20 protein-coding genes are annotated in these 24,109 nt (G+C 61.4%); 14 read left to right on the top strand and 6 right to left on the bottom strand.

Annotated elements, in window-relative coordinates; translation table 11 throughout:
- Window position 1: 1 nt before the first annotated feature.
- Both KR49_RS07390 and KR49_RS07385 read right to left on the bottom strand, forming a co-directional pair.
- Complete coding sequence (locus KR49_RS07390) at window positions 2-3,196, bottom strand: DEAD/DEAH box helicase (protein WP_043693532.1); 3,195 nt, start codon at window positions 3,194-3,196, stop codon at window positions 2-4.
- Complete coding sequence (locus KR49_RS07385; protein ID WP_043697081.1) at window positions 3,193-3,609, bottom strand: hypothetical protein; 417 nt, start codon at window positions 3,607-3,609, stop codon at window positions 3,193-3,195. The genes KR49_RS07390 and KR49_RS07385 overlap by 4 nt, the downstream gene beginning before the upstream one ends.
- Before the next feature lie 25 nt (window positions 3,610-3,634).
- Here KR49_RS07385 and alaS point away from each other — a divergent pair, with 25 nt between their 5' ends.
- A complete protein-coding gene (gene alaS, locus KR49_RS07380) occupies window positions 3,635-6,301 on the top strand; it encodes an alanine--tRNA ligase (RefSeq protein WP_043693530.1) in 2,667 nt (888 codons plus the stop codon).
- On the opposite strand, the gene speA is transcribed toward alaS, so the two are convergent.
- A complete protein-coding gene (gene speA / locus KR49_RS07375; RefSeq protein WP_043693528.1) occupies window positions 6,292-8,220 on the bottom strand; it encodes a biosynthetic arginine decarboxylase in 1,929 nt (642 codons plus the stop codon). The genes alaS and speA overlap by 10 nt on opposite strands.
- 122 nt (window positions 8,221-8,342) lie before the next feature.
- Between speA and ndk the strand changes: the two genes are divergently transcribed.
- Window positions 8,343-8,798 (top strand): nucleoside-diphosphate kinase, encoded by a 456-nt coding sequence (gene ndk / locus KR49_RS07370; protein ID WP_043693526.1) that lies wholly within the window; start codon window positions 8,343-8,345, stop codon window positions 8,796-8,798.
- Here ndk and KR49_RS07365 read toward each other — a convergent pair.
- Entirely contained in the window at window positions 8,774-9,865 is a 1,092-nt protein-coding gene (locus KR49_RS07365) for an FAD-binding oxidoreductase (protein WP_052378319.1), read from the bottom strand. The two genes, ndk and KR49_RS07365, sit on opposite strands and share 25 nt — an antisense overlap.
- A 144-nt stretch (window positions 9,866-10,009) precedes the next feature.
- Here KR49_RS07365 and gatB point away from each other — a divergent pair, with 144 nt between their 5' ends.
- Window positions 10,010-11,488 carry an Asp-tRNA(Asn)/Glu-tRNA(Gln) amidotransferase subunit GatB gene (gatB, locus tag KR49_RS07360; protein WP_043693520.1) on the top strand — a complete coding sequence of 493 codons (1,479 nt, stop codon included), beginning with the start codon at window positions 10,010-10,012 and terminating at the stop codon, window positions 11,486-11,488.
- Window positions 11,485-12,315 carry a 2OG-Fe(II) oxygenase gene (locus tag KR49_RS07355; protein ID WP_043693517.1) on the top strand — a complete coding sequence of 277 codons (831 nt, stop codon included), beginning with the start codon at window positions 11,485-11,487 and terminating at the stop codon, window positions 12,313-12,315. Before gatB ends, KR49_RS07355 begins: the two co-directional genes overlap by 4 nt.
- On the opposite strand, the gene coaE is transcribed toward KR49_RS07355, so the two are convergent.
- Window positions 12,287-12,874, bottom strand: coding sequence for a dephospho-CoA kinase (coaE, locus tag KR49_RS07350; protein ID WP_043693513.1), 588 nt, complete (start codon window positions 12,872-12,874; stop codon window positions 12,287-12,289). The genes KR49_RS07355 and coaE overlap by 29 nt on opposite strands.
- A 39-nt stretch (window positions 12,875-12,913) precedes the next feature.
- On the opposite strand from coaE, the gene argJ reads away from it, so the two are divergent.
- From argJ to KR49_RS07335, 3 genes are all read left to right on the top strand, one after another.
- A complete protein-coding gene (gene argJ, locus KR49_RS07345) occupies window positions 12,914-14,143 on the top strand; it encodes a bifunctional glutamate N-acetyltransferase/amino-acid acetyltransferase ArgJ (RefSeq protein ID WP_043693511.1) in 1,230 nt (409 codons plus the stop codon).
- 165 nt (window positions 14,144-14,308) lie between these two features.
- Window positions 14,309-15,322 (top strand): helix-turn-helix domain-containing protein, encoded by a 1,014-nt coding sequence (locus tag KR49_RS07340; protein ID WP_071839712.1) that lies wholly within the window; start codon window positions 14,309-14,311, stop codon window positions 15,320-15,322.
- Between the two features lie 242 nt (window positions 15,323-15,564).
- A complete protein-coding gene (locus tag KR49_RS07335) occupies window positions 15,565-17,805 on the top strand; it encodes an arylsulfatase (RefSeq protein ID WP_253912729.1) in 2,241 nt (746 codons plus the stop codon).
- 89 nt (window positions 17,806-17,894) lie between these two features.
- On the opposite strand, the gene KR49_RS07330 is transcribed toward KR49_RS07335, so the two are convergent.
- Entirely contained in the window at window positions 17,895-18,254 is a 360-nt protein-coding gene (locus KR49_RS07330) for a DUF1622 domain-containing protein (RefSeq protein ID WP_043693504.1), read from the bottom strand.
- 164 nt (window positions 18,255-18,418) lie between these two features.
- On the opposite strand from KR49_RS07330, the gene KR49_RS07325 reads away from it, so the two are divergent.
- The 7 genes from KR49_RS07325 to KR49_RS07295 all read left to right on the top strand — a co-directional run bounded on the left by KR49_RS07325 (window position 18,419) and on the right by KR49_RS07295 (window position 24,105).
- Window positions 18,419-18,799, top strand: coding sequence for a YidH family protein (locus tag KR49_RS07325; RefSeq protein WP_043693501.1), 381 nt, complete (start codon window positions 18,419-18,421; stop codon window positions 18,797-18,799).
- A 45-nt stretch (window positions 18,800-18,844) separates the two neighbouring features.
- A complete protein-coding gene (locus KR49_RS07320; RefSeq protein WP_043693498.1) occupies window positions 18,845-19,717 on the top strand; it encodes a bile acid:sodium symporter family protein in 873 nt (290 codons plus the stop codon).
- 9 nt (window positions 19,718-19,726) lie between these two features.
- Window positions 19,727-20,335 (top strand): hypothetical protein, encoded by a 609-nt coding sequence (locus KR49_RS07315; protein WP_156957154.1) that lies wholly within the window; start codon window positions 19,727-19,729, stop codon window positions 20,333-20,335.
- 278 nt (window positions 20,336-20,613) lie between these two features.
- On the top strand, window positions 20,614-21,153 hold the full coding sequence (locus KR49_RS13010) for a hypothetical protein (RefSeq protein WP_156957153.1): 540 nt from the start codon (window positions 20,614-20,616) through the stop codon (window positions 21,151-21,153).
- 45 nt (window positions 21,154-21,198) lie between these two features.
- Window positions 21,199-21,507, top strand: coding sequence for a hypothetical protein (locus KR49_RS07305; protein WP_043693490.1), 309 nt, complete (start codon window positions 21,199-21,201; stop codon window positions 21,505-21,507).
- Window positions 21,507-23,189, top strand: coding sequence for an AarF/ABC1/UbiB kinase family protein (locus KR49_RS07300; RefSeq protein WP_043693487.1), 1,683 nt, complete (start codon window positions 21,507-21,509; stop codon window positions 23,187-23,189). Before KR49_RS07305 ends, KR49_RS07300 begins: the two co-directional genes overlap by 1 nt.
- Window positions 23,190-23,319: 130 nt before the next feature.
- Window positions 23,320-24,105, top strand: coding sequence for a hypothetical protein (locus tag KR49_RS07295; protein ID WP_156957152.1), 786 nt, complete (start codon window positions 23,320-23,322; stop codon window positions 24,103-24,105).
- Window positions 24,106-24,109: the final 4 nt, after the last annotated feature.

Raw genomic sequence — 24,109 nt, 5'->3', positions numbered from 1 at the left:
CTCAGGTGTCGTCGAGGGCAACGAGATCGCGGAGTTGATCGCCGGCGAGGCTTCCGAGCCAATCCTCGCCGGATCCGATCACATCCTCCGCCAGGCGTGATTTCTCTCGGATCATCCGATCGATCTTCTCCTCCACCGAGCCGCTGGTGATGAATTTATGCACCATCACGCGGTTGGTCTGGCCGATCCGATACGCCCGGTCCGTGGCCTGATTCTCCACCGCTGGATTCCACCAGCGGTCCACATGAAACACATGGCTGGCTCGGGTGAGGTTCAGACCGACTCCGCCAGCCTTGAGAGACAGCAGGAACAGCTGCGGGCCGCGGGGATCCTCCTGGAAACGATCCACCATCGCCTGGCGTTCGCTTTTGCGAGTGCCTCCATGCAGGAAGGGAACTTCCGCTTTCCAACGTTGCTGCATCCAGGCCCTCAGCAGATGTCCCCATTCCGCGAACTGGGTGAAGAGAAGGGCGCGATCGCCGGCTTCGATCACCTCGTCCAGGATTTCCTCCATGCGTTGCAGCTTGGCGGAGCGCCCCAGAAAGCCATCGTCCACCGCGTCTTCCCTCAGGGCCAGGGCCGGATGGTTGCAGATCTGCTTGAGCCTGGTCAGCAGCCCCAGCACCTGCCCGTGACGCTGGCCGCGGGGTGCTCGGGCGATGGCATCCAGGGTGTCCTCCACCGTTTTGCTGTAGAGGGATTTCTGCTCCCTGCTCAGGCCCACCCACTCGCTCAGCTCCACCTTCTCCGGCAGATCCGAGATGATCGATTTGTCGGTTTTGAGCCGGCGCAGGATGAACGGACCCACCCGCGCCTTGAGGTCCCGCAGTGAGGCCATGTCGCCGTACCGCTCGATCGGCATGCGGTAGCGCTGGCGGAAGAAGTCCTCTTCCCCAAGCACCCGGGGATTGAGGAAATCCATCAGCGCCCAGAGCTCGCTGACCCGGTTCTCCACCGGCGTGCCGGTGAGGGCGATCCGGAAGCGGTTGCTCTTGCTGGGGCGCGCCAGATCCCTGGCGGCCTGGCTCTGCTTGGCGCTGGGATTCTTGATCGCCTGGGCTTCATCGATCACCACTCCCTGCCAGTCCTGACTGTCCAGCAGCTCACTGTCCCGCTGCAGCAGGCCATAGCTGGTGAGGACCAGATCCACGTCCTTCAGGGCCTTGTGCAGCGTGGCCGGGGTGGAGGGCCGGCGTGGACCGTAGTGCTCCTGCACCGTGAGCTCCGGAGTGAACGCTTCCGCCTCCCGCTTCCAGTTGGTGAGCACGGAGGTCGGTGCCACCAGCAGCACCGGACGCTTCAGCTCCTGTTCAGCCTTGAGGTGCTGCAGGAAGGCGAGCAGCTGGATCGTTTTGCCCAGCCCCATGTCATCAGCCAGGCAGGCGCCCTGATCGAAGCGGTGCAGAAACGCCAGCCAGCCCAGCCCCCGTTCCTGATATGGACGGAGCTGACCGCAGAATCCTTCTGGAGCCGGCAGCGGGTCGGGCGCTTTCTGCTGGTGGTACTGCTCAAGAACCGCCTGCAGGCGGGGCCCGGCATCGAACTGATGCACCGGCAGACGCATCATCAGTTCGCCTTCCGCCGCCGTGAGCCGCAGCGCATCGTCCAGGCTCAGGTCGGTGGAGGCCCCGCAGAAGCGTTCGGCGTTCCTGAGATCGTTGGGCCGAAGTTCGATCCAGGCCCCCTTGTGCCGCACGAGCGGACTTCGCTTGTTGGAGAGCCGTTCCAGCTCCCGCAGGGTCAGGGTGACCCCCCCGATCATCAGATCCCAGCTCCAGTCGAGGGATTCACCCAGGGTGAAACCGCTGGAGCGTTCGGGCAGTTCCGCCTTGATGGCCAGACCCAGGCGACTGGCCAGGCCGCCCGACAGGCTTGGGGGGAGATCCACGCCGACTCCGGCATCCCGCAGCTGGCGCGCTGCCGTTCGCACCAGGACGAAGGCTTCCGCTGGCGTGAGCTGCATCGTCTCCGGAGTCGCGGTGTCCAGTCCCCGTTCGATCGGAGGGAAGACACTGAGCGCCCGTCCCAGTCCTTCCAGCAACACCTCACCGGGCTGATCCACCTTCACCTCCCCCAGCTGCAGGGTGTCGGCTCCTGATGCCCAGGCCGCGGCGGCTGGCAGTTTCAGGCTGGGGTCGGCTTCCGCCTGCAGGCCGAAGCGCAGTTCCCAGAGGTCTTCACCGTCCGAGGGCGTGTTCAGCTCCAGGCAGGTGCGGGCCGCGGCGACATCACCGGCGATCCCTTCCCTCCAGTGCAGGCTGGCGCTGGAAAGCCGTTCTGCCTCTTCATCGCTCACCTCCACCACGCCGGTGGACGACGCGAGGGCGTCCTGCCAGAGGGTCAGCAGCGGGTCCAGCCCATCGCCGGAGGGCCGGAAGTCCTTGCGCAACTGCGCATCCACGAGATCCTCCAGCAGCGTTGCGACCCGCAGACGACCGCTGCGTGGCCTGCAGCAGGCCACGGGATTGGCGGCTCGCATCGCTTCCGGCCGCAGCCGCGTCATGCGATTGCTGCGCCGCCCCATCGGTTCCCTCCAGGGAAGAGCGCAGGTGGCCACCAGGGGCAGGCTGGCGGCGAGATCCTCCAGTCGTCGCCGATCCTCCTCCCGGTTGAGCAGGGGCACCCAGCGGGCTCGGTGGGGGTACCCCTCGCCCTTGCTCAGCTCCATCTGCGGAATCCAGCGGCCACGGGCCACCAGGCTCAGGGCCCACCGCTGCAGATGGCTCCACCAGCGCAGTTCATCGGCCAGGTCGGGATGATGACCGGACAGGGGCAGTCGAGAGAGCCAGTCCGTGGCAGCGGACGGCTCCACCGCCAGACCCTCCACCTGCCAAGGCCACCATTCCGTCTGTTTCGGGATCGGTTCTCCCGCCTGCATCGGGAGGCCGGTCCAGCCCGTCGTCTCTTCATCGATCGGCTCGTCTGTCTTGCTGCGGCTTTTGCGGGGTTTCACCGTGCGGCTGGGCAAGGTGAGGCAAGCCGTGGCGTCGATGCTGCCGTCGGGCAGCAGATCCCGCTCCTGCAACCAGGCCTTGAGGTCTTCGCTGGCGAGGGTGAACGGATGCAGGGCAGGAGTCAGGCCCGGTCCCGCCGGAGTCGCCACGCGCCACGTGTCAGCCCACACCAGCAGGGCCGGCTGCCCTGAACTGGTGGATGAGCGGATGGCGGGAAGCCAGGTGGCGTGCAGCAGGCTCATGGCCGCGACGCGGGAAGGAAGCGGTGGAGTCCGTTGAGCAGGAGAGCACTGCCGATCAGCGGCAGCCAAGCCTGAAGGAGCTCCACGATTAATAATGCCAGAGCGTCTGTCCGCAGGTTTTCGAGGCTCAGCGGCAGGCCGAGGCTGCGCACGCCGCAGATCGCTCCCACCAGTCCCGCCTGCAGGTGGCTGTCGTCTGGGTCCACACGCTGCAGATGAAAGGCCAGCAGCCCGTAGAAGAGACCACAACCTCCCGAGCGGATCGCCATCTCAAGCCCCCAGGGCAGGCTCATCAACCCTGCGCTGACGCCGGCCAGCAGGGCCCAGCCGATCGACTGCCACCGCAGTCGGGCGCGGGCCTCGGATTCGCTGGGCAGTTCAGCCACGATGGTCGGCGGCTCAGGAGCGATCATGACGGCTGGAATCGCCTTCCCTCCCATGGCTGCCGCCGCTTCGTCGTCCTCAGCAGCGTCTGTGCCCCGCAGTGGTGAGGAGATCAGGGCAGCGTTTCTCAACTTCTACGCCGAGCGTGGTCACGCCGTGATCGCGAGCGCATCGCTGATTCCCGAGGACCCCACGGTCCTGCTCACCATCGCCGGGATGCTTCCGTTCAAGCCGGTGTTCCTCGGGCAGCGGGAGCGGCCGGCGCCGCGGGCCACCAGCAGTCAGAAGTGCATCCGTACGAACGACATCGAAAACGTTGGCCGTACAGCCCGGCATCACACGTTCTTCGAAATGCTGGGCAACTTCTCCTTCGGCGATTACTTCAAGCAGCAGGCGATTGAGTGGGCCTGGGAGCTGAGCACCAAGGTCTACGGCATCGACCCCAAGAACCTGGTGGTGAGCGTCTTCCGGGAGGACGACGAGGCCGAGCAGATCTGGCGCGATGTGGTGGGGGTGAACCCCAAGCGGATCATCCGCATGGACGAGGCCGACAACTTCTGGGCGTCTGGCCCGACGGGCCCCTGCGGCCCCTGTTCGGAGATCTATTACGACTTCAAGCCCGAGCTGGGCGATGCCGGCATCGATCTTGAGGACGACGACCGCTTCATCGAGTTCTACAACCTGGTGTTCATGCAGTACAACCGCGACGCTGAGGGCACCCTCACGCCGCTGGCCAACCGCAACATCGACACCGGCATGGGTCTGGAGCGGATGGCTCAGATCCTGCAGAAGGTTCCCAACAACTACGAAACCGATCTGATCTTTCCGCTGATCCAGGCGGCCGCTGATCTGGCGGGGGTCGACTACCACCAGCTCGACGACAAGGGCAAGACGTCGTTGAAAGTGATCGGCGATCACAGCCGTGCTGTGACGCAGCTGATTTGTGATGGCGTCACCGCCAGCAACCTCGGCCGCGGCTACATCCTGCGGCGGCTGTTGCGCCGGGTGGTGCGTCATGGCCGCCTCCTGGGCATCGACAAGCCCTTCTTGGTCACCATGGGGGAAGCGGCGATTGCCTTGCTGAAGGGGGCCCACCCCAGCGTGATTGAGCGGCAGGAGGTGATTCTGGCCGAACTCCAACGGGAGGAGGCTCGTTTCCTCGAGACCTTGGAGCGCGGTGAGAAGCTGCTGTCTGAGGTGCTGGCTGGCAAGCCTGTGCAGATCAGCGGCGCTCAGGCCTTCGAGCTTTACGACACCTATGGCTTCCCGCTGGAGCTCACCCAGGAGATCGCCGAGGAGCATGGGCTCTCGGTGGACCTTGCTGGATTCGAGGCCGCCATGCAGGAACAGCGGCAGAGAGCCAAGGCCGCAGCCGTGAGCCTTGATCTCACCCTCCAGGATGCGATCGAGCAGGTGGCAGCGGACCAGGAGCCCACGGCATTTCGGGGCTATGCGGTGCTGGAGCACCCCAGCTGCGTGCAGGCCCTGGTGGTGAACGGCGAGCCGGCCACGACGGCCTCTGCCGGAGATGCGGTGCAGATCGTGTTGGACACCACGCCCTTCTACGGGGAGGGTGGCGGTCAGGTGGGGGATCGCGGCGTCCTCAGCGGTGCTGATCTGATCGTGGCGATCGAGTCGGTGAGTCGCACGCGGGACGTGTTTGTTCATGCCGGCCGACTCGAACGCGGTCAGCTGTCGCTGGGGGACACCGTCCATGCTCAGGTGGACCGCGCCTGTCGTCGTCGTGCCCAGGCGAATCACACGGCGACCCATCTGCTGCAGGCCGCCCTCAAGCAGGTGGTGGATCCAGGCATCGGTCAGGCCGGTTCTCTGGTGGACTTCGATCGACTCCGCTTCGACTTCCATTGCCCGAGTGCGGTCTCCCCTGAGCAGCTGGCTCAGATCGAGACCCTGATCAACGGTTGGATCGCGGAGGCTCACGGCCTCGAGGTGCAGGAGATGGCGATCGATCAGGCCAAGGCGGCTGGTGCTGTGGCGATGTTCGGCGAGAAATATGCCGATGTGGTGCGTGTCGTCGATGTGCCCGGGGTGTCGATGGAGCTCTGCGGCGGCACCCATGTGGCCAACACCGCTGAGATCGGGCTGTTCAAGATCGTGGCGGAGAGCGGTGTGGCCGCCGGTATTCGCCGGATCGAAGCCGTTGCTGGCCCAGCCGTGCTCGCTTATCTGAATGAGCGTGATGCGGTGGTGAAGCAGCTGGGGGATCGCTTCAAGGCCCAGCCCAGTGAGATCGTCGAACGGGTGAGTGCTCTGCAGGAGGAGCTCAAAGCCACTGGCAAGGCGCTGGCCGCGGCTCAGGCCGAGCTGGCGGTGGCCAAGGCCGGTGCTCTGGCTGCCAAGGCTGAGCCCGTGGGCGAGTTCCAGCTGCTGGTGGAACGCCTCGACGGCGTGGATGGTGCCGGACTGCAGGGGGCGGCCCAGAGCCTGGCTGATCAGCTCGGGGATGGTGCTGCCGTGGTGCTTGGCGGACTGCCCGACCCCTCCGATCTGGGCAAGGTGATTCTGGTGGCGGCCTTCGGCAAGCAGGTGATCGCTGCCCAGCTGCAGGCGGGCAAATTCATCGGCGGCATCGCCAAACTCTGCGGCGGCGGCGGCGGCGGTCGCCCGAACCTGGCCCAGGCGGGAGGCCGCGATGGATCAGCCCTGACCGATGCTCTCGCCAAGGCTCGATCGGAGCTCGAAGCAGGCCTTCAGTCCTGAAGGTAGGTGGTCTGGCGCAGGCTGCTCTCCAGGTGATCCAGCAGGCGACGTGATTCATCGATGCGGAGCTGACCGGCGCTGATCGCGGCTTCGGCGGCCACCCGCAGTCGTTCCAGCAGAGCGCGTGGATCGTGTTCCATCGCTTCCAGGACATCGGCGTTGGTGTCCCCACGCACGACGTGATCCACCCGATAGCTCCCCCCGGGACTTAGCCGGATGTGAACGGCGTTCGTGGTCCCGAACAGGTTGTGCAGATTGCCCATCACCTCCTGGTAGGCGCCGCTGAGGAAGAGTGCGATCAGATAAGGCTCACCAGGCGCCAGGTCGTGGAGTTCCAGCAGCGGCTTGGGTTGGCCGTCACCGATGAAACGATCCAGGCGTCCATCGGAATCACAGGTCAGATCAGCCAGATTGGCCAGCCGGGTCGGGCGCTGGTCGAGCCTCTGAATCGGCAAGACCGGGAAGAGCTGATCGATGGCCCAGGTGTCCGGCGCTGAACGGAAGATGGAGAGGTTGGCGTAGTACGTGCCGGCGAGCGCACTGCGGAGGGCTGAGAGTTCCTCGGGGACGGCTCCCTGCTCCGGTAACTGCCTGGCGATGGCATCGGCGCAGGCCCAGGTGAGTTGTTCGGCGGTGGCACGGTCGGGAAGCCCCATGTAACCGAGCCGGAAGGCGGCGAGGGCGTCCTGCTTGAACTTCAGGGCGTCATTCCAGGCTTCCTGCAGACGGACGAGCCGTGAATCCGTGGTGTCCGGCAGCCCCTGAATCGTGGCCAGGGTCTCCCTCAGGTTGCGGACGGTGAGCGGTTCTTCAGCAGCAGGATCGGGAATGGAGGCCGGCAGGGCGCTGCTGCCCAGCACGTCGAACACCAGCAGCGAGAAGTGACTGGCGATGGCCCGCCCGCTTTCACTCACCAACGTGGGCACCTCCACGCCGTTGGGTTCGCAGCATTCCCGCACCGTGGCCACCACGTCGTTGGCGTAGTTCTGCAGCGAATAGTTCGTCGACGCCGCCGTGGCGGTTCGGCTGCCGTCGTAGTCGATGCCCAGCCCACCGCCGACGTCCAGGAAGCCCATGGGGGCTCCGAGCCGTCGCAGCTCCACGTAGATCTGAGCGGCCTCCTGGAGGGCGTCCTTGAGAACGGCAATGTCGTTGATCTGACTGCCGATGTGGAAATGCAGCAGACGCAGATCCTTGAGCAGATCGTGATCCCGCAGACGTTCCACGGTTGTCAGCAGGTCGGGAATCGAGAGTCCGAATTTCGCCTTGTCGCCCACTGAGCTTCCCCAGCGACCGGTGCTGCGGCTGGACAGTTTTGCGCGCACGCCGATGTAGGGAGCCGCTCCGAGACTGCCGCTCGCCTCGATGATGCGATCCACCTCGTCGGGTTGTTCGATCACAACCACCGGTTGTCGGCCGAGGCGGCGCGCCAGGATCGCTGTCTCGATGTAGAGGCGATCCTTGTAGCCGTTGCAGATCAGCAACGCATCCGGGTCATCGAGCAGGGACAGGGCAATCAGCAGTTCGGCCTTGCTTCCGGCCTCAAGCCCGAAGTTCCAGCGGCGCCCGCAGCTCACCAGCTCCTCCACCACGTGGCGCTGCTGATTGCATTTCACCGGGAAGACACCCTGGTAACGGCCCTGGTAGCCGTACTGGGAGATCGCGCGCTCAAACGCGGCGTGAAGCCGCTCCAGCCGGTCTTCCAGGATGTCGTCGAAGCGAATCAGAAGGGGCAGGCCGAGGTTGCGACCGCGCAGCTCGGACACCAGATCCACAAGGTCAAGACTGCCGCCGCGTTCTCCCTGCGGTTGAACGCTGATGTGTCCGCGGCCGTTGATCGCGAAGTAGGGCTCACCCCATCGGTCGAGCCCGTAGAGCGCTGAACTGTTCTGGATCGACCAGCCTTCGCCGTCAGCCACCTGCGCTCGTCAACGTGCACGGCCGGAATCTAGGAACATTCCTGTCGGAGCTCATCCTCTGTACTTGCCAAGCGGGCAGGCCAGCGCTGACGATGACGGCGCTTTCTGATTGATACCAACCCATGGCCGAACGCACGTTCATCGCCATCAAGCCCGACGGCGTCCAGCGCGGCCTGGTGGGAGAGATCCTCGGCCGCTTCGAGCGCAAGGGGTTCAAGCTTGTGGGGCTGAAGCAGACCACTCCTAGCCGTGAGCTTGCTGAGCAGCACTACGGGGTTCACAAGGAGCGCCCCTTCTTCGCTGGGCTGGTGGAGTTCATCACCTCCGGCCCGGTGGTGGCCATGGTCTGGGAAGGCGACGGCGTGATCGCCAGCGCCCGCAAGCTGATCGGTGCCACCAAGCCCCTTGAGGCTGAGCCCGGCACCATCCGGGGTGATCTGGCGGTGAACATCGGTCGCAATGTCATCCACGGTTCCGACGCCCCTGAAACAGCTGCGTTCGAGATCGGTCTTTGGTTCGACGCCTCGGAACTGAACGACTGGACGCCGTCGGATCAGGGTTGGCGCGTCGAGGGTTGATCCCTCTCCGCAAACCGTGACCAGTTGAAAGCCCTCAGCAGCGCTTCATCGCTGCTGCTGAGGGGTTCCTCCGAGATCGCCGCTGTCAGCAGCTGGGCGGTCACGGCGGCAAGCAGCACGCCGTTGCGGTGATGGCCGCAGGCCAGCCACAGACCGGAACTCGGGCCAGGTCCGAGCAGCGGGCCTTCATCCGGGGTGCAGGGGCGGAAGCCCCACCAGCGCTCCATCGGTGGCCAGCCCGCAGCAACCGGCAACAGGCTGGCGATTCCCGTCTGCAGCTGTTTCTGACCATCCGGGGTGAGCCCCTCGGAAAAGCCTGCCTCCCGTTCGCTCGTGGCTCCGACGACGACCAGACCGTCCTCCCGCGGAACGAGATAGATGCCGGGGCCGAAGATCACCCGCTTCAAGGCCTCGCGAGGGCCCTGGAGAGACAGCATCTGCCCCTTCACGGGGAAGACCGGCAGTTCAGGGACCAGCATTCGGCTCCAAGCTCCACTGCAGAGAACAGCTGCCCTTGTCTCGAAGACCTGTTCGTCTCCCTCCGCGGTACGCACCTGCACGCCCCTGAGAGCTCCATCGGAGTCCTGGGCAAGCTTGCTCACTTCGGCGCCCTCGAGAAAATGCACGCCGAGTGAGACGCAGGCTCGTTCCAGGGCTCGCATCAGCCTGCGGCGGTTGTCGATCTGTCCGTCCTGCTCAAACAGCAGACCAGTGGTCCAGTCCTCCCCCAGATCCGGGATCTCCTGCTCAAGTTGAGATCGGTTCAGAGATTGCCCAAGGGCAGCGGTGGGATAGGCATCCCGTTCTCCCGCATCCGTGAACGGCACCACGATTCCACTGGTGCGGAGACCGCAGGGGAGGCTGCTGTCGGCTTCGATCTGGGCCACCCAGCTCGGGATGCGCTCCAAGCTCGTTTCACCGAGCTGCAGCAGCTCGTCTTGCAGTCCTTCTGCGTGGGGGGCGAGCATGCCGGCGGCGACGAAGCCCGCTGCTTCGCTTCGCCGCCGGCTGATCACCAGAACCTGTCGCCCGCGTCTGGCCAGCTGATGCGCCATCGCCAGTCCCATCAGACCGCCCCCCAGGACAAGGATCCGCTCTTGGGCCGCGGTGTCGCTCACGTCGTCGATCGCTTCCGTTTGTTCTAGGTCAACAGCTCGACAGGCACCGACGCTGCCTTTCCATAGGATTCAGGCGTCTGAACCGATGCCGAGATGGCCGCAGCAGAGCCCGCCTGGGAAGCCGTGATCGGCCTGGAGACCCACGTGCAGCTGGGCACCGACAGCAAGATCTTCACGGCGGCGTCCACCGCCTTCGGAGACGATCCCAACACCCACATCGACCCTGTGGTGTGCGGGCTGCCAGGCACGTTGCCTGTGCTGAACCAGAAGGTGCTCGAGTACGCGGTGAAGGCGGCGATGGCGTTGAACCTCAACATCGCCGAACACAGCAAGTTCGACCGCAAGCAATATTTCTACCCCGACCTTCCGAAGAACTATCAGATCTCCCAGTACGACGAGCCGATCGCCGAGGAGGGCTGGATCGAAGTTGAGGTGGCCGAGAAGGGCAAGGACTCCTATCTGAAGACCATCGGCATCGAACGCCTTCACATGGAGGAGGACGCCGGCAAGCTCGTGCATGCCGGCAGCGATCGCCTGGCCGGATCCACCCATTCGCTGGTGGACTACAACCGGGCCGGTGTGGCTCTGGCGGAGATCGTCAGCAAGCCGGACCTGCGCACGGGTCGCGAAGCGGCCGAATACGCCTCGGAGATCCGCCGGATCATGCGTTATCTCGGCGTCAGCGACGGAAACATGCAGGAGGGCTCCCTGCGTTGCGACGTCAACATCTCCGTGCGTCGGGGGCCGGATGCGCCCTTCGGCACGAAGGTGGAGATCAAGAACATGAACTCCTTCTCAGCCATTCAGAAGGCCTGTGAGTACGAGATCAAGCGTCAGATCAAGGCCTACGAGACCGGTGAGCCGATCGTTCAGGAGACCCGGCTCTGGGATGAGGGCAAGCAGCTCACCAAGAGCATGCGCAGCAAGGAAGGCGCCAGTGATTACCGCTACTTCCCGGATCCCGACCTCGGCCCGATCGAGGTGAGCGCGGATCAGCGGGAGTCCTGGCGCGCTGAATTGCCCGAGCTGCCGGCGGCCAAGCGGCATCGGTATGCCGATGAGCTGGGGCTGTCCCAGTACGACGCCCGGGTGCTCACCGACGAACGACCGATGGCGGACTACTTCGAGGCTGTTGTCGCCGCCGGTGCCGACGCCAAGCTCTCCGCCAACTGGATCACCGGCGACATCGCGGCCCATGTGAACAGCAATCGCCTTGGTTACGACGATCTGCCGTTCCGCCCGGAGCAGCTGGCCGAGATGGTGAAGCTGATCGACGGCGGCAAGATCAGCGGCAAGATCGCCAAGGAGATCCTTCCCGATCTGCTTGAGAAGGGAGGCTCACCCAAAGCGCTCGTGGACGAGCGGGGACTGGGGATGATCAGCGACCCCGCGGCGATCGAAGCGATCGTGAATGACCTCCTGGCGGCCCATCCGGGTGAGGTGGAGGCCTTCCGGGGCGGGAAGACCAAATTGCAGGGTTTCTTCGTCGGGCAGTTGATGAAGAAAACGGGAGGCAAGGCTGATCCCAAGCTCGCCAATCAGATCCTCAGCCGCAGGCTCAAAGGGGAATGACGACCGGACCCTCCATCCCTGATGCCTGGAGGGAATGGTTGCTGCACAATCGTGACCGCGGCTGCGATCCGGTTGGCTTGATCGATCGCGCCTTGGTTCAGGGGTTCGAGCGTGCAGCCATCGAAGCGGTGCTCGACTCGCCTGAAACAGTCCTGACGTCGGTCCCGCGATCATCGGCCCCCACACCGGACTGGCGTCGTTGGTTCGAGGCCCCGCTCACCCGACCGGACCATCTGCCGCGGGCCTGGCGGCTCGACACCCCCCTGGCCCAGCTCTATGAATTGCCCGGCCTGTTGTCCCGTCAGGAATGCCGGGAGCTGATCGAGGCCATCAACGGATCGCTCCAGCCTTCCACCGTCACCCGTGGAAGCAGCGACTACCGCACCAGCCGCACCTGCCATCTGCGGCAGGACCACCCAGGGTTTGCCGCACGCCTGGATCAACGCTTCGCGGCCCTGCTGGGCGTTGACCCACGGCTGTCGGAGCCGATTCAGGGGCAGCGTTACGACCCCGGGGAGTACTTCAAGGAGCACACCGACTGGTTCGCTCCCGGCACCAAGGAGTTCACCCAGCACACCAGCAACGGCGGCCAGCGCACCTGGACGGTGATGGTTTATCTCAACGCCGTGGAGGAAGGGGGTGAAACCCTGTTCCGTCGCCTCGGACGGCATTTCAGCCCCGTTCCCGGGATGGCGCTGGCCTGGAACAACCTGCAGGCCGATGGCACGCCGAACCCCTTCACCCTGCATGAGGCTCTGCCGGTCGAGTCCGGCAGCAAGTGGGTGATCACGAAATGGTTCAGGGCGGAGCCAGGACGCAACGGCTGAGCTGATCCTCCAGCTCCTCCTTGGTGCCGCGGTTGTCGATCAAGCGATCTGCCAGCGGGCGTTTGCGGGCCAGAGGCCACTGGGCACCGAGCCTGGCTCGGGCCTGCACCGCATCGAGACCGTCCCTCTGCATCATCCGCGCCAGCTGCTGCTGCTCGTCGCAGTCGACCAGCCAGATCTCGCTGCACAGGCCCGTGAGTCCAGCCTCGAACAGCAGGGGAATCATGAGCACCACCACCGGTTCATCCTCCAGGGCATCGAGGGCCTGATCGAACCGCTCTCGGACCACCGGATGAATCAGCTGCTCCAGCCAGGCCCGCTCAGAGGCGTCCCTGAACACGATGCGGCCCAGAGCGGCTCGGTTGATGGCGCATCCATCGATGGCCACAACCTCTCCGTAGCGCTCCAGCACGGCCAGGGTCTGAGGCTGTCCCGGTCCGATGGCGTCCCTGGCGAAATGATCCGCATCCAGCACAGGCCAGCCAAGAGCTTCCAGCCACCGTCCAACCGTGCTTTTGCCGCTGGCGATTCCCCCTGTCAGTCCAATGCGTCGTTGCATGCCGCAAAGGCAGGATGAGAACAGTCTCCCTTGACGGCGATGGCGTCCTCCTGGAAGCCGGTGCCCGGCGGTGTCACAGCACCCCAGGGCTTTCTGGCCTCAGGCATCGTGGCCGGATTGAAACCCTCCGGCAAGCCCGATCTGGCCCTGCTGCTCGCACCGCAGGGGGCAGTCTGCGCCGGCAGTTTCACCCGATCCTGTGTGCGGGCCGCCTGCGTTGACCTGTGTGCAGATCGCCTGCAACAGCAGGGTGGAGCAGCGCGGGCGGTGTTGATCAATTCCGGCCAGGCCAATGCCTGCACGGGTGACCGTGGTCTGATCGACAGTCAGCGTGCCACTCAGGCGCTGGCGGATCGTCTTGGCCTGGATGCGGAGGAGGTGCTGATCTGTTCCACGGGTGTGATCGGTGTACCGATCCCGATGGATGTGCTGCTGGCTGGCTTTGATCCTCTGGTGGAGGCTCTGAGGCCGGAGGGGGGTTCAGCCGCTGCCGAGGCGATCCTGACGACAGACCTGGTGGACAAACAGATCGCCATTGAGGCGGAACTCAACGGCCGCAGTGTGCGGATCGGTGGCATGGCAAAGGGGTCGGGCATGATCCACCCCGATATGGCCACGATGCTCGGCACTATCAGCTGTGATGCCGCGGTGCCTTCCCAGGTGTGGAAAGGCATGGTGCAGCGAGCGGTGGAGCGCTCCTTCAATGCCATCACCGTGGATGGAGACACCAGCACCAATGACACCGTGCTGGCCTTCTCTGCCGGTGAGCCCTTGCCGGAGTCCTGTCACGCCACGCTTGAGCAGGGAGTCACCCTGGTGGCGCAACACCTCGCCCGGGCGATCGCCCGGGATGGGGAAGGGGCCACATGTCTGATTGAGGTTCAGGTGGAAGGAACGTCCACCGAGGCCGGTGCACGACAGATCGCCAGGACGATCTGCGGTTCCTCGCTGGTGAAGACCGCTGTCCATGGTCGTGACCCCAACTGGGGCCGGATCGTGGCAGCGGCCGGTCGTTCCGGGGTGGCATTTGATCCAGAGGAAGTTGCCCTCTGGATCGGGGCTCATCAGTTGATGGACGCAGGCCATCCCCTGGCATTTGATCGTTCTGCGGCATCGGCTTATCTCAGTGAGCGGGCCGATGGCCGCTACCTGGTGGATGATTCCGTTCGGATCCGTCTTGCCGTTGGCTCCGGGGGCGGACAGGGTACGGCCTGGGGATGTGATTTGTCAGATCAATATGTACGCATCAACGCCGATTACACGACATGACCGCAAGGCCTTGGCGTGACCAGATCATGCCCGTCAGGTATCCTGAGGATCCATAAACTGAAGCTAAACACAACGCGCCACAGTTGTGTTTAGGTGCGATGACTTTCGGTCTGGGATGCCAATGCTGGCTACTTTGACGATGTTGGGTATGAACGCCAATCCTGCATGGAGGCGACGCCAGGGATGATGAACGTGGATCAAAGATGGTCTCAACAAGGAGTGTCTGGCTCTTCTTACTCATTTCATTCAGCATCTGAACTGAGTCAACTGTTTCACTTGGTGGGTAAGCGTTTTGATGCTTTGCAGCTCACCCCCGGCAGGCTGAAAGGTGAGATGTCGATTGCTCAGCTTGGGGCTGTCACGCTTCTCAAAATCACCACGACGCATCGGATTCTTCTCAATGGTGATCGGGGTCCGGACTGCATCAGTTTCTGTATAGAAGCTTCCGGTCAAGCCAAAGATCACAAGGTCTTCTGCGTTCCCATGTCGGCTTATTCCGTTCATGGTTTCAAGCAGGGATTGCTGGAATCGCACTTCGAACTTTCCGCTGACTCCACCACTTATCTGACGATCACCTCGGGCCGACGCTTCAATGACTATCTGGAGCATTTCGGTTTGGAGTCAATGATTGGAGAGATGGAGATGAGCAATTCGTTGCAAAGCTTCCCGCTGATGCACCAGCATATGGCTAAAGAGTTTGAGTTTCTGATCCAGAACTCATTTGTAAACACCATCCGTCCCCAGCAGGCAGGTAATCGCCTTTACGGCCTTTTCGTGAAGTGCCTAACTTGTCACGACGAAGAAGGTTGTTTTATTCCGATGGTTTCCACGCCTCGTCAGGAGCTGGTGCGAAGACTGATCGGCTGGGGCTTTCTTCATGGCACGGCAGATACCAACCTCGACCAGATCTGCCAAATGCTTTTTGCCTCAAAGGGCACGTTGATCCAAAGCACCAAGGAAGCCTTGGACATCGGACCGATGGAACTGCTGAAGCGTATCCGTCTTGAGAAGGTGAACGGCATGCTGCGTTCCCAAGAGCGACGCAAAACAGCTCAACTCACCACCGTTTCAGAGGTGGCTCAGTATTTCGGCTTCCGCAGCCGCGGTCATTTCGCGAGGGCCTATCAAGAGCTGTTCTCCGAAAGTCCAAGCGTCACGCTGAGCAAGGCCCCTGCCTGAACCACACAGGTCATTCATGGGCTCAATTCCAGACACCCTGTCTCGACGACGGGGGATCCGCGGCCGTGATCCCAAAAGTTCAGACCTTGGAGAAACCGACCTGTCTCACCCAATCGTCTGACTAAAAGTGAAGGGGTGAACTCCCCATAGGGCTGTCTTCATTCATGGCCAACCATTCACAAATCGACGGATCGATTCTGCCGTTTCCTGCAAAACCGTCGGGCAGCAAGGCCGGGACGACGATGCAGGAGTCGACGTATAGCCCGCTCCCCGATCCCAAGAGGCTTCCAGACGACGCACCCAACATCCTTGTGGTGCTGATTGACGATGCCGGTCCGGCAATGCCGGAATGCCTGGGCGGAGAAATTCATACGCCCACGCTTCAGGCGATCAAAGATGGTGGTGTTGGTTTCAATCGCTTTCACACCACAGCGATGTGTTCACCAACACGCTCCTCGCTGCTGTGCGGTCGCAACCACACCTTCGTGGGCAACGGCCAGATCTGTGAATTCGCTAACGACTGGGACGGTTATTCAGGACGGATTCCGGAAAGCTGTGCACTGCAGGCCGACGTTCTGCGCAATTACGGTTACGCCACCGGAGCATGGGGTAAGTGGCACAACACGCCCTCCAATGAGACCACGGCTGCAGGGCCCTTCGAAAATTGGCCAACGGGTCTTGGATTCGAATACTTCTATGGATTCCTCGCAGGTGAGTGCTCTCAATATGAGCCACACCTGGTGCGCAACACCACGGTGGTGTTGCCACCGAAAACAGCAGCAGAGGGCTACCACGTCAGTGAAGACCTGGCCGACGATGCCATCAACTGGCTGCAAACCCACAAGGCGCTCCGCCCCGATCAGCCCTTCTACATGTACTGGGCATCCGGAGCCCTGCATGGTCCTCACCATGTGAATAAGGAGTGGGCTGACAAGTACAAGGGCAAGTTCGACGAGGGCTGGGACGCGTATCGCGAAAAGGCATTTAAAAATGCCAAGGCCAAAGGCTGGATCCCCGAGAACGCCCAGCTCACGCCACGCCACCCCCGTTTGGCAGCCTGGGATTCCATCCCTGACGATCAGAAGCCCTTCCAGTCACGTTTGATGGAAGTGCTGGCAGGCTTTGCTGAACACACCGATCACCAAGTCGGTCGCATCGTCTCAGAAATTGAACGGCTGGGCTACGAGGAAAACACACTCGTTGTTTACATCTGGGGTGACAATGGCTCTTCCGGAGAAGGCCAGGACGGCACCATCTCCGAGCTGCTGGCTCAGAACTCCGTCGCCTCGGAAATTGAGCAGCACATCGAGGTTCTCAATGAACTTGGCGGACTGGATGTGCTCGGCTCCCCGCTGGTCGACAACATGTATCACGCAGGCTGGGCCTGGGCCGGCAGCACGCCTTACCAAGGTATGAAGCTGCAGGCTTCCTATCTCGGCGGCACCCGTAATCCCATGATGATCAAGTGGCCCAAGGGCATCAAGCCGGATCCCAAGCCGCGGTCGCAGTTCCACCACTGCAACGATCTCGTGCCAACGATCTATGAGCTGGTGGGGATCACTCCACCCAAGATCGTCAATGGCGTTGAGCAGGATCCCATCCACGGCACCAGCTTCGCCTATGCCTTCAATGCCCCGGATGCACCAGGTCAGCTCAAGACCCAGTTCTTCGACATCATGGGTTCTCGATCGATTTATCACAACGGTTGGATGGCTGGGGCCGTAGGGCCTCGGCTGCCCTGGGTGAAGGGCGTCGACCCCGACATCCTCACCTGGTCACCCGACACCGATGACTGGGAGCTCTACAACCTCGATGAGGATTGGAGTCAGAGCAGGAACCTCGCAGATCAGCATCCAGAGAAGTTGCAGATGCTTAAAAATCTGTTCCTGGTGGAATCGGCCAAATACAAAAACCTGCCGATTGGCGGTGGCCTCTGGACCATCATCTTCCACCCGGAGCTGAAGGTTGCCCCGCCAGCAACATCCTGGGAGTTGCCAGGCACCATCACACGCATTCCGGAACCCTGTGCTCCACGACTTGGTTGCCTCAACAACAAAGTCACGATCGACATGGAGATTCCAGAGAATGCCAGTGGTGTGCTCTACAAGCTCGGCGCCAATTCAGGTGGTCTCACCTTGTACATGGATCAGGGGGTTCTCATTTATGAATACAACCTGTTCATCATTGAACGCACCAAGCTGCGCTCTGCTGAGCCACTGCCGGCCGGTCGTCACAAACTGGAGATCGTCACCCAGCACACCGACGACGATCCAAGAGGTCCGCTGTCGATCAAGGTGTCCCTCAATGGCACACAAGTGATCGACGGCACTGTGCCAAGGGTTGCAGCTGTGCTGTTCACGGCGAATGATTGTCTGGATGTCGGCCAGGCGCTTGGTTCTCCTGTTTCGCTCGACTACCACGAACGTGCGCCATTCAAGTTCAATGGATCCATTCACACCATGCACGTGGAGTATCTCGAATAGAGCAGCCAAGCCAAAGTCAGCAACAACGTCTCTCGTGCAAATCAACGGGAGACGTCCAGTTGTTTCCGTATTTCTTTGAGCAGATCTCGTTAGGAGATCTGCTCTTTTTCTTGGAGTTCCAGGCTCAAAAAGTAATTCAGAAATGTGCGCACCAATGCCACGGCTCCCAGTTGGATCAACGCTGATGCTTCACGACTGATGGTGGTCTGGACGACATCCGCTCCAAGTTGAAACTCAAGGGCCAGGGCTACCCAGCCTCCAAATGTCAGTCGCGCTGCCGTCAGCGGTCCACGCTGCATCAGGCGCGGCGGGATCGCCCGCAGACGAAGTGGTCCGCCCGGACTGAACACAGCAATCAACCCAATCCCTACGGAAAGAATCGAAAGGCCCTCAAGAATCAAGCGCAATCCTTCCGCCGTATGCGTCAGCAGATGCTCGGCCCAGTCCATGAATCATTGGCTGCAGGTATGAGACGATTGTGGAGGAGGGAGAAGAGAATGACGAGTTGTCAAAACCCAGAGTGCAGCAATTCAGCACAATCGGGATCATGATGAGATGCCTTTGTCTTCAGCGATATTTATCCTGTGGATAGAGGTCTGTCCCTTCCGCTCGGATGAGCAATGCCAATACGGAATTAGCCAAAACACGGAATCGAGCAGCTGCGGAGCGCACAACCCTGGCCTGGATCCGAACCGCCCTGACTCTGATCAGTTTCGGATTCGGTCTCGATCAAATCATCAGTGCCATCCGTGATGCAGGAGGTGAAACAAGCTCCCGCGACGATATTGGTGTGCAACTGATGTCGATGGTGTTTATTGGGGTTGGCATTTTCACGCTGCTCATTGCCATGAGACAGCATAAACGTGAGCTCGTTCGTTTACGAAACGATCCTTATCTCTACCGGGATGAGCCTTCGCTCTCGATTGCCACGGCAACAGCTGTTCTGTCGATCGGGGTGATTGCATTTCTCTGGATGCTTTCCGCATTTTTCTGAGCTCAAGGGGGCTCCCGCGTCACTGTCAAAACTCCCATTCTTTTCATGTCACTGCTGATTTCACTGGCCCTGTTTTTCATCATGATGTCTCTGGGTCTCAATCTGCCCAGCCTGCAGTTCGGACTGCTGAAACGTCGGCCATGGCTGCTTGTGCGTGTCCTGTTGGCCACCTGCATGGTCCTGCCGATTGTGGCCTTGCTGTTGCTGCACAGTCCACTTGGGCAAGGGCTGTCTGCCGCCGTTTCAACAGCCGTGATGCTGATGGCGATCTGTCCCAGTGCTCCGATGATTGCCCTGAAGAGCACAAAGCTGGCAGCCAATCCTGAGTTGGCTACGCGGTTGCAATTCTGGTCGGCCTGCGCTGCCATCTTGAGTGTTCCGCTCTGGGTTGGTCAGCTGCCCACCGAAGCATCAGAGACGATCTGGAGCATTCCGGCTCAGGAGGTCGCCTATCAGGTGTTCACCGTGCAGTTGATTCCACTGTTGGTTGGCGTGTCACTGCGTCGGTGGTGCGCTGAGTGGTCTGAACGGTGGAATCCAGTCATTCAGAAGTCCTCCAAGATTCTGCTGTTGGTGTTGCTGGCCTTGATCTTGATCGTGGCGTTGCCGCAGGTGGCGCCGATGTTAATTGGCAACCTCAGAGGTGCTTTGCTGATGTTCATCTTGACCTGGATTGCTCTCGGTCTGGGGTTCGCCGTCGCCGGCGACGATGGGGTGGAACGCAGCACGTTGCCGCTGGTGCTGTCCATGCGAAATCCAGGTCTTGCTTTGCTGATCGTGCAACGCATGGCACCCAACGCTGTAGACCTCAAAGCAGCCGTGGTTGGTTATGTGCTTGTCACGGCAGTTGGCACTGCACCCTTCATGCAATGGCGCAAGGCGAACGCTTCCCAGGCTCAAATCACAGGGGACGTTTAAGTCAAAGCCATGCAACGTGAATCAGGCCATCAAGAGCTGCTTTACATGAAGCCACGCCAAACGTCAGATTTGGCTTGCTTGCTGCTGACATCTGCCGTTGGCTACATCTGTAATCTCAAATTACCGTTGCTCCTGGCAGCAGCGATCAGCTGCATTCTGTTGATTCTGATCAGCCGGTTGCGTCATCGACTGAAATCACCAACCCTTTGGTGGACAGGGATCGGCCTCTGCTCAGGGGGTTTTCTTGGTACAGCTGCCTCGATGATGGATGAGATGCAGCAAGGTAGTGCCGCCGCGTTGGTCCACTCACCTCAGGAACGACTGGCGCTTGTTGTTTTGCTTGGCATTACCGGTGTCCTTGCCGGTCGTCGCGTTGGTATCGATCCCAATGCTGTGAGAGGACGCTCGATCGGAGACCTGCTGAAGTCGCTCAGTGGAACATTCACAGGGTTGTTCGGTGTGCTTGTTTCGATTGCCTTTGTCTTGAACGGGCTTGAAGAAGCGAGAACACTGTCCAGCCGACTGACCACGTCACTGACCATCATGATTCTTGCCCTGATCGGCCCAGGTTGGATCAGTCACATGCTTATCGTTTATCAGCGCAATCATCGGCACTGATTCAATTGAATTTCAAAAAGATGTTGGCTTTCAAATGTGAGAAGTGTTGCCTTTTTGCATCGGCTTGATTGAGCCAATATTCCAGATGATGTTGTTGTCAACGGCTTTTCATTCAGGGCGACATCGGAGATCATTCTTTGATGAAGCGAGTGGTGGTTCCCGATCCGCCGGCCGGCAACGACCCCACAACGTGACCACATGTCGATCGGATCGAGCCCATCACTGTCAGAGTGGCTTTTTTATGAACCGTGGAGACCGGAAGCACCCCTGACGTGCCGGTGGCTCGCAAGCCACGCTTCTGGGTCGGGCCACTCCTGGCCGGTTGCTGCTTCACCCTCGGCTATGGCATCACCCATCGATTGGTGACCCTGCAAAGCAATCCCGAAACACCGGAGCCTGAGCTGTTCGCTCCTGCGGAATTTCCCGGTGATTCGCTGAGGTCACTGCGCGACCGCCATGGTCAGACGTCCGGCGGCTTGCAGGTGGATGTGGCTGCCATCGAGGCGCGTCTGGAGGCCGAACGCAAAGCGGAGGAGGAAGCGCGTCTGGAGGCTGAGCGACGGGTGGAGGAATCCCTGCAGCTCAATCAGGCGGTTCAGCCGCTCTTGGAGGAGGCCAGATGGGAAGAGAAGCCCCTGGTCGAGACGGTTCCGGAGGAGCGGATCCAGTCGGATTCCGACCCGTTGCTCGGATCGCCTGTTCAATCGGTGGCCTCGGAAGAGTTGCCTCTGCAGCCCTCCGCAATCCTGCTGCCTCCGCCGGAGCCTGTGCTCCCTGTGGTGCCGACTCCATCGGATCCCCCAGTCATGGCTCCCTGATCGGGGTCTGGATCTGCCACAGTCTGGTTTGTCGTTCTGAGCGTCATGGGATCGCCGGATGCCCTGATCCGCGCCACCGTCAATCGACTCGGTGCCCGCCTCGGCCACGGCCTGGCTGATGCGGCAGCGGAACTGGCAGTGCTGGCGCAGGATGCTCCGGAACGGCTTCGCCAGGAGTGGGATCTGTTTCAGGAGGAGGTTCAGGCCGAGGCCGAACGGCTGGAACACGGTGAGACCATCACCGCCGACGGTGCTGTCGCAGCACCGTCGCAGGAGCAGTCATCCCAGGATCGGATTGATCTTCTGAGGGCAACGGTGGCGGAGATCAGTCGAGCCCTCGAGGTCAAACCCTGATGGCGCCAACCGTTCGCATGGCACCCCTGCGGCGGACCCGGAGAGCCCTGCGCATCTGGCGCACAGTTCTCACCCTGATCGCCCTGCTCTGGTGGGATGGTCAGACGTGGACCTACCGCGGCGGTGTCAGCCCGGAGAGACGGCAGGAGCGTCAGAGGCAACGAGCCCAATGGTTGACAGCTGAACTCCTCACGCTCGGCTCCGCCTTCATCAAGCTCGGGCAGCTGCTCTCCGCGCGACCGGATGTGCTCCCGGCGGGATGGGTTGCGGAGCTGGCGGAATTGCAGGATCGCGTTCCAGCCTTCAGTTTCGATCGGGTCCAGTCGGTTCTTGAGGAAGAACTGGGACAGCGATGTGCCGAAGTGGTGGATCTGGATCCTGATCCCCTCGGTGCGGCATCCCTGGCTCAGGTCCACCGGGCGAGTCTGCGCAGCGGACGCCAGGTGGTGCTCAAAGTGCAGCGTCCCGGCCTGGATTCACTGTTCCGTCTCGATCTTGATGTCATGCATCAGGTGGCGGTGGTGTTGCAGCGTCATCCCAGCTGGGGGAGGGGTCGGGACTGGCCTGCGATGGCAAGGGAATGTCGTCGCGTCCTGCTGCGCGAACTGGATTTCCGTGTGGAGGCCCAGTACGCCGCACGGTTCCGCCAGCAATTCCTGGATGACGAACAGATCCGTATTCCTGCTGTGATCTGGGAACTGAGCACCCGAAAGGTGCTGTGCCTCGACTATCTCCCCGGCATCAAGGTCAATGACAGAGAGGCCCTGGTGGAGGCCGGGATCGACCCATCCGCCGTCGCTGAGATCGGCGCTGCCAGTTATCTGAAGCAGCTGGTGCGCTTCGGCTTCTTTCATGCCGATCCCCATCCCGGAAATCTGGCGGTCGCCGCTGATGGCGCACTCATCTACTACGACTTCGGAATGATGGGGCTTCTGTCAGACGGTCTGCGTCGTCGACTGGGGGCCATGGTCCGGGCCGCCGCTTCCCGCGATTCAGCTGCTCTGGTGGAACAGATGCAGGCAGCCGGAGTGATCGCCGCTGACATCGACGTGGGCCCTGTCAGACGTCTCGTCCGGTTGATGCTTCAGGACGCGCTCACGCCCCCCTTCAGCTCCAATGTGATCGACAAGCTGTCCGGCGATCTGTACGAGCTGGTGTACGGCCAGCCCTTCCGACTGCCGGTTGAGCTGATTTTCGTGATGCGGGCTCTGTCCACCTTCGAGGGGGTCGGCCGCAGCCTGGATCCTGCTTTTAGTCTTGTCGCCATCGCCAAGCCCTACCTTCTGCCTCTGATGACCTCGAGTGGAGCCGGCTCCAGTGATCTGTTCAATGAGATCAGCCGCCAGGTGGGAGCTCTGAGCAGTCGGGCTGTGGCCCTTCCCAAACGGCTGGATGACAGCCTGGAACGTCTGGAACAGGGGGATCTGCAGCTGCAGGTTCGCCTTGGTGAGTCCGACCGTCAGTTCCGGCGGATGATCACAGTCCAGCAGTCGATCGGTCAGTCCGTGCTGCTGGGCTGTCTTGCCCTGAGCACGGCGCTGCTTGCAGCCAGCAGTCGTCCCTTCTGGAGTCTGCTGCCGGCTGCAGCGACCGTTCCCGTCGCGTTCGGCTGGATGTCCATCCAGCTGCGGCTTCGTCGTGATCAGCGCCTGGAGCAGATGCCTGGTTCCAGTCGCTCCTGAGTTGAAGATCACATCCCATTCGAGTTGATGATAAATTCATTTAAAGTGAAGTTGTTTGTTTGTCTGGATGTCGACTCCAAGGCTTTCTTCTCCACTTGAGCTGAAGCTTGCAATCGGCCGTTGGTTGCACTTGGCATGGCTGCTCCGCAGTCGCCACTTCCGTCGCAATCTGAAGGCCTGTGGTTTGTCTCCCCGCGAATTAATGCGGTCGATGTCTCACTCCGTTCGTTATCTGCGTCAATGTGAGCGTCGGCGTGATCCCTATCCGGTTGTGGTTGTGGATGGCTTTCTGGATGGGCGCATGATGACGTTGGTGTCCCAAAGTTTTCCTGGCTCCGATGACATGGAAGACATGCCTGTGGAGCGCACGCGTAATGCCATGGCCCGCAGGAACAGAAAGCTGTTTCGCCTCAATCCAGAGTCACTGGAAGGGTTGTCTGTGGATCGTGCCGCCTTCTGGGATGTGTTCAGTGCATTCATCGATCTCCTGTCTCCCGAGATGATGCATGCCTTGCCCGATCCTGCTCCTGATATGCGAGTTGAATCCTTTCAGTCAGGATTCAAGGTCCGCAAGGATCTCTGGATGGATCGAGGGGGATTTCAGATTTCCCCCCATACCGATGGTGTTCAGAAATATGCAACATTCCTGCTGTATTGCTCTGGTCACCCTTCTCTGGAGCAGGAGGGAACATCTGTTTTTGTGCCCAAAGACAATGGGTTTCGAAGTTGGAACGGTAAACAGTTCAAGTTTGATGATTTTGATGAAGTCTTCCGGGCGCCGTACCGCAAAAACCTCGTGTTCGGGTTTCGCAAGACCGACAATTCCTTTCACGGGAAATATCCAGGCGAAGCCACTGTGGAGGCCCGGAAGACCATTTCGATCACCGTGCAATCGAAGCGTCTCTTCAAGGTCTGAGGCA

Source organism: Synechococcus sp. KORDI-49, from assembly GCF_000737575.1.
Lineage (GTDB): Bacteria > Cyanobacteriota > Cyanobacteriia > PCC-6307 > Cyanobiaceae > Parasynechococcus.
The sequence above is the reverse complement of the archived record's forward strand: the minus strand, read 5'-3'. Positions and strand labels throughout refer to the sequence as shown.

Bases quoted from the DNA above. Each gene is read 5' to 3' on its own strand.
- KR49_RS07390 (WP_043693532.1), bottom strand. From the start codon at position 3,196: ATGAGCCTGCTGCACGCCACCTGGCTTCCCGCCATCCGCTCATCCACC.
- KR49_RS07385 (WP_043697081.1), bottom strand. From the start codon at position 3,609: ATGATCGCTCCTGAGCCGCCGACCATCGTGGCTGAACTGCCCAGCGAA.
- alaS (WP_043693530.1), top strand. From the start codon at position 3,635: ATGGCTGCCGCCGCTTCGTCGTCCTCAGCAGCGTCTGTGCCCCGCAGT.
- ndk (WP_043693526.1), top strand. From the start codon at position 8,343: ATGGCCGAACGCACGTTCATCGCCATCAAGCCCGACGGCGTCCAGCGC.
- KR49_RS07365 (WP_052378319.1), bottom strand. From the start codon at position 9,865: ATGGGACTGGCGATGGCGCATCAGCTGGCCAGACGCGGGCGACAGGTT.
- gatB (WP_043693520.1), top strand. From the start codon at position 10,010: ATGGCCGCAGCAGAGCCCGCCTGGGAAGCCGTGATCGGCCTGGAGACC.
- KR49_RS07355 (WP_043693517.1), top strand. From the start codon at position 11,485: ATGACGACCGGACCCTCCATCCCTGATGCCTGGAGGGAATGGTTGCTG.
- coaE (WP_043693513.1), bottom strand. From the start codon at position 12,874: ATGCAACGACGCATTGGACTGACAGGGGGAATCGCCAGCGGCAAAAGC.
- argJ (WP_043693511.1), top strand. From the start codon at position 12,914: ATGGCGTCCTCCTGGAAGCCGGTGCCCGGCGGTGTCACAGCACCCCAG.
- KR49_RS07340 (WP_071839712.1), top strand. From the start codon at position 14,309: ATGGAGGCGACGCCAGGGATGATGAACGTGGATCAAAGATGGTCTCAA.
- KR49_RS07335 (WP_253912729.1), top strand. From the start codon at position 15,565: ATGCAGGAGTCGACGTATAGCCCGCTCCCCGATCCCAAGAGGCTTCCA.
- KR49_RS07330 (WP_043693504.1), bottom strand. From the start codon at position 18,254: ATGGACTGGGCCGAGCATCTGCTGACGCATACGGCGGAAGGATTGCGC.
- KR49_RS07325 (WP_043693501.1), top strand. From the start codon at position 18,419: ATGAGCAATGCCAATACGGAATTAGCCAAAACACGGAATCGAGCAGCT.
- KR49_RS07320 (WP_043693498.1), top strand. From the start codon at position 18,845: ATGTCACTGCTGATTTCACTGGCCCTGTTTTTCATCATGATGTCTCTG.
- KR49_RS07315 (WP_156957154.1), top strand. From the start codon at position 19,727: ATGCAACGTGAATCAGGCCATCAAGAGCTGCTTTACATGAAGCCACGC.
- KR49_RS07305 (WP_043693490.1), top strand. From the start codon at position 21,199: ATGGGATCGCCGGATGCCCTGATCCGCGCCACCGTCAATCGACTCGGT.
- KR49_RS07300 (WP_043693487.1), top strand. From the start codon at position 21,507: ATGGCGCCAACCGTTCGCATGGCACCCCTGCGGCGGACCCGGAGAGCC.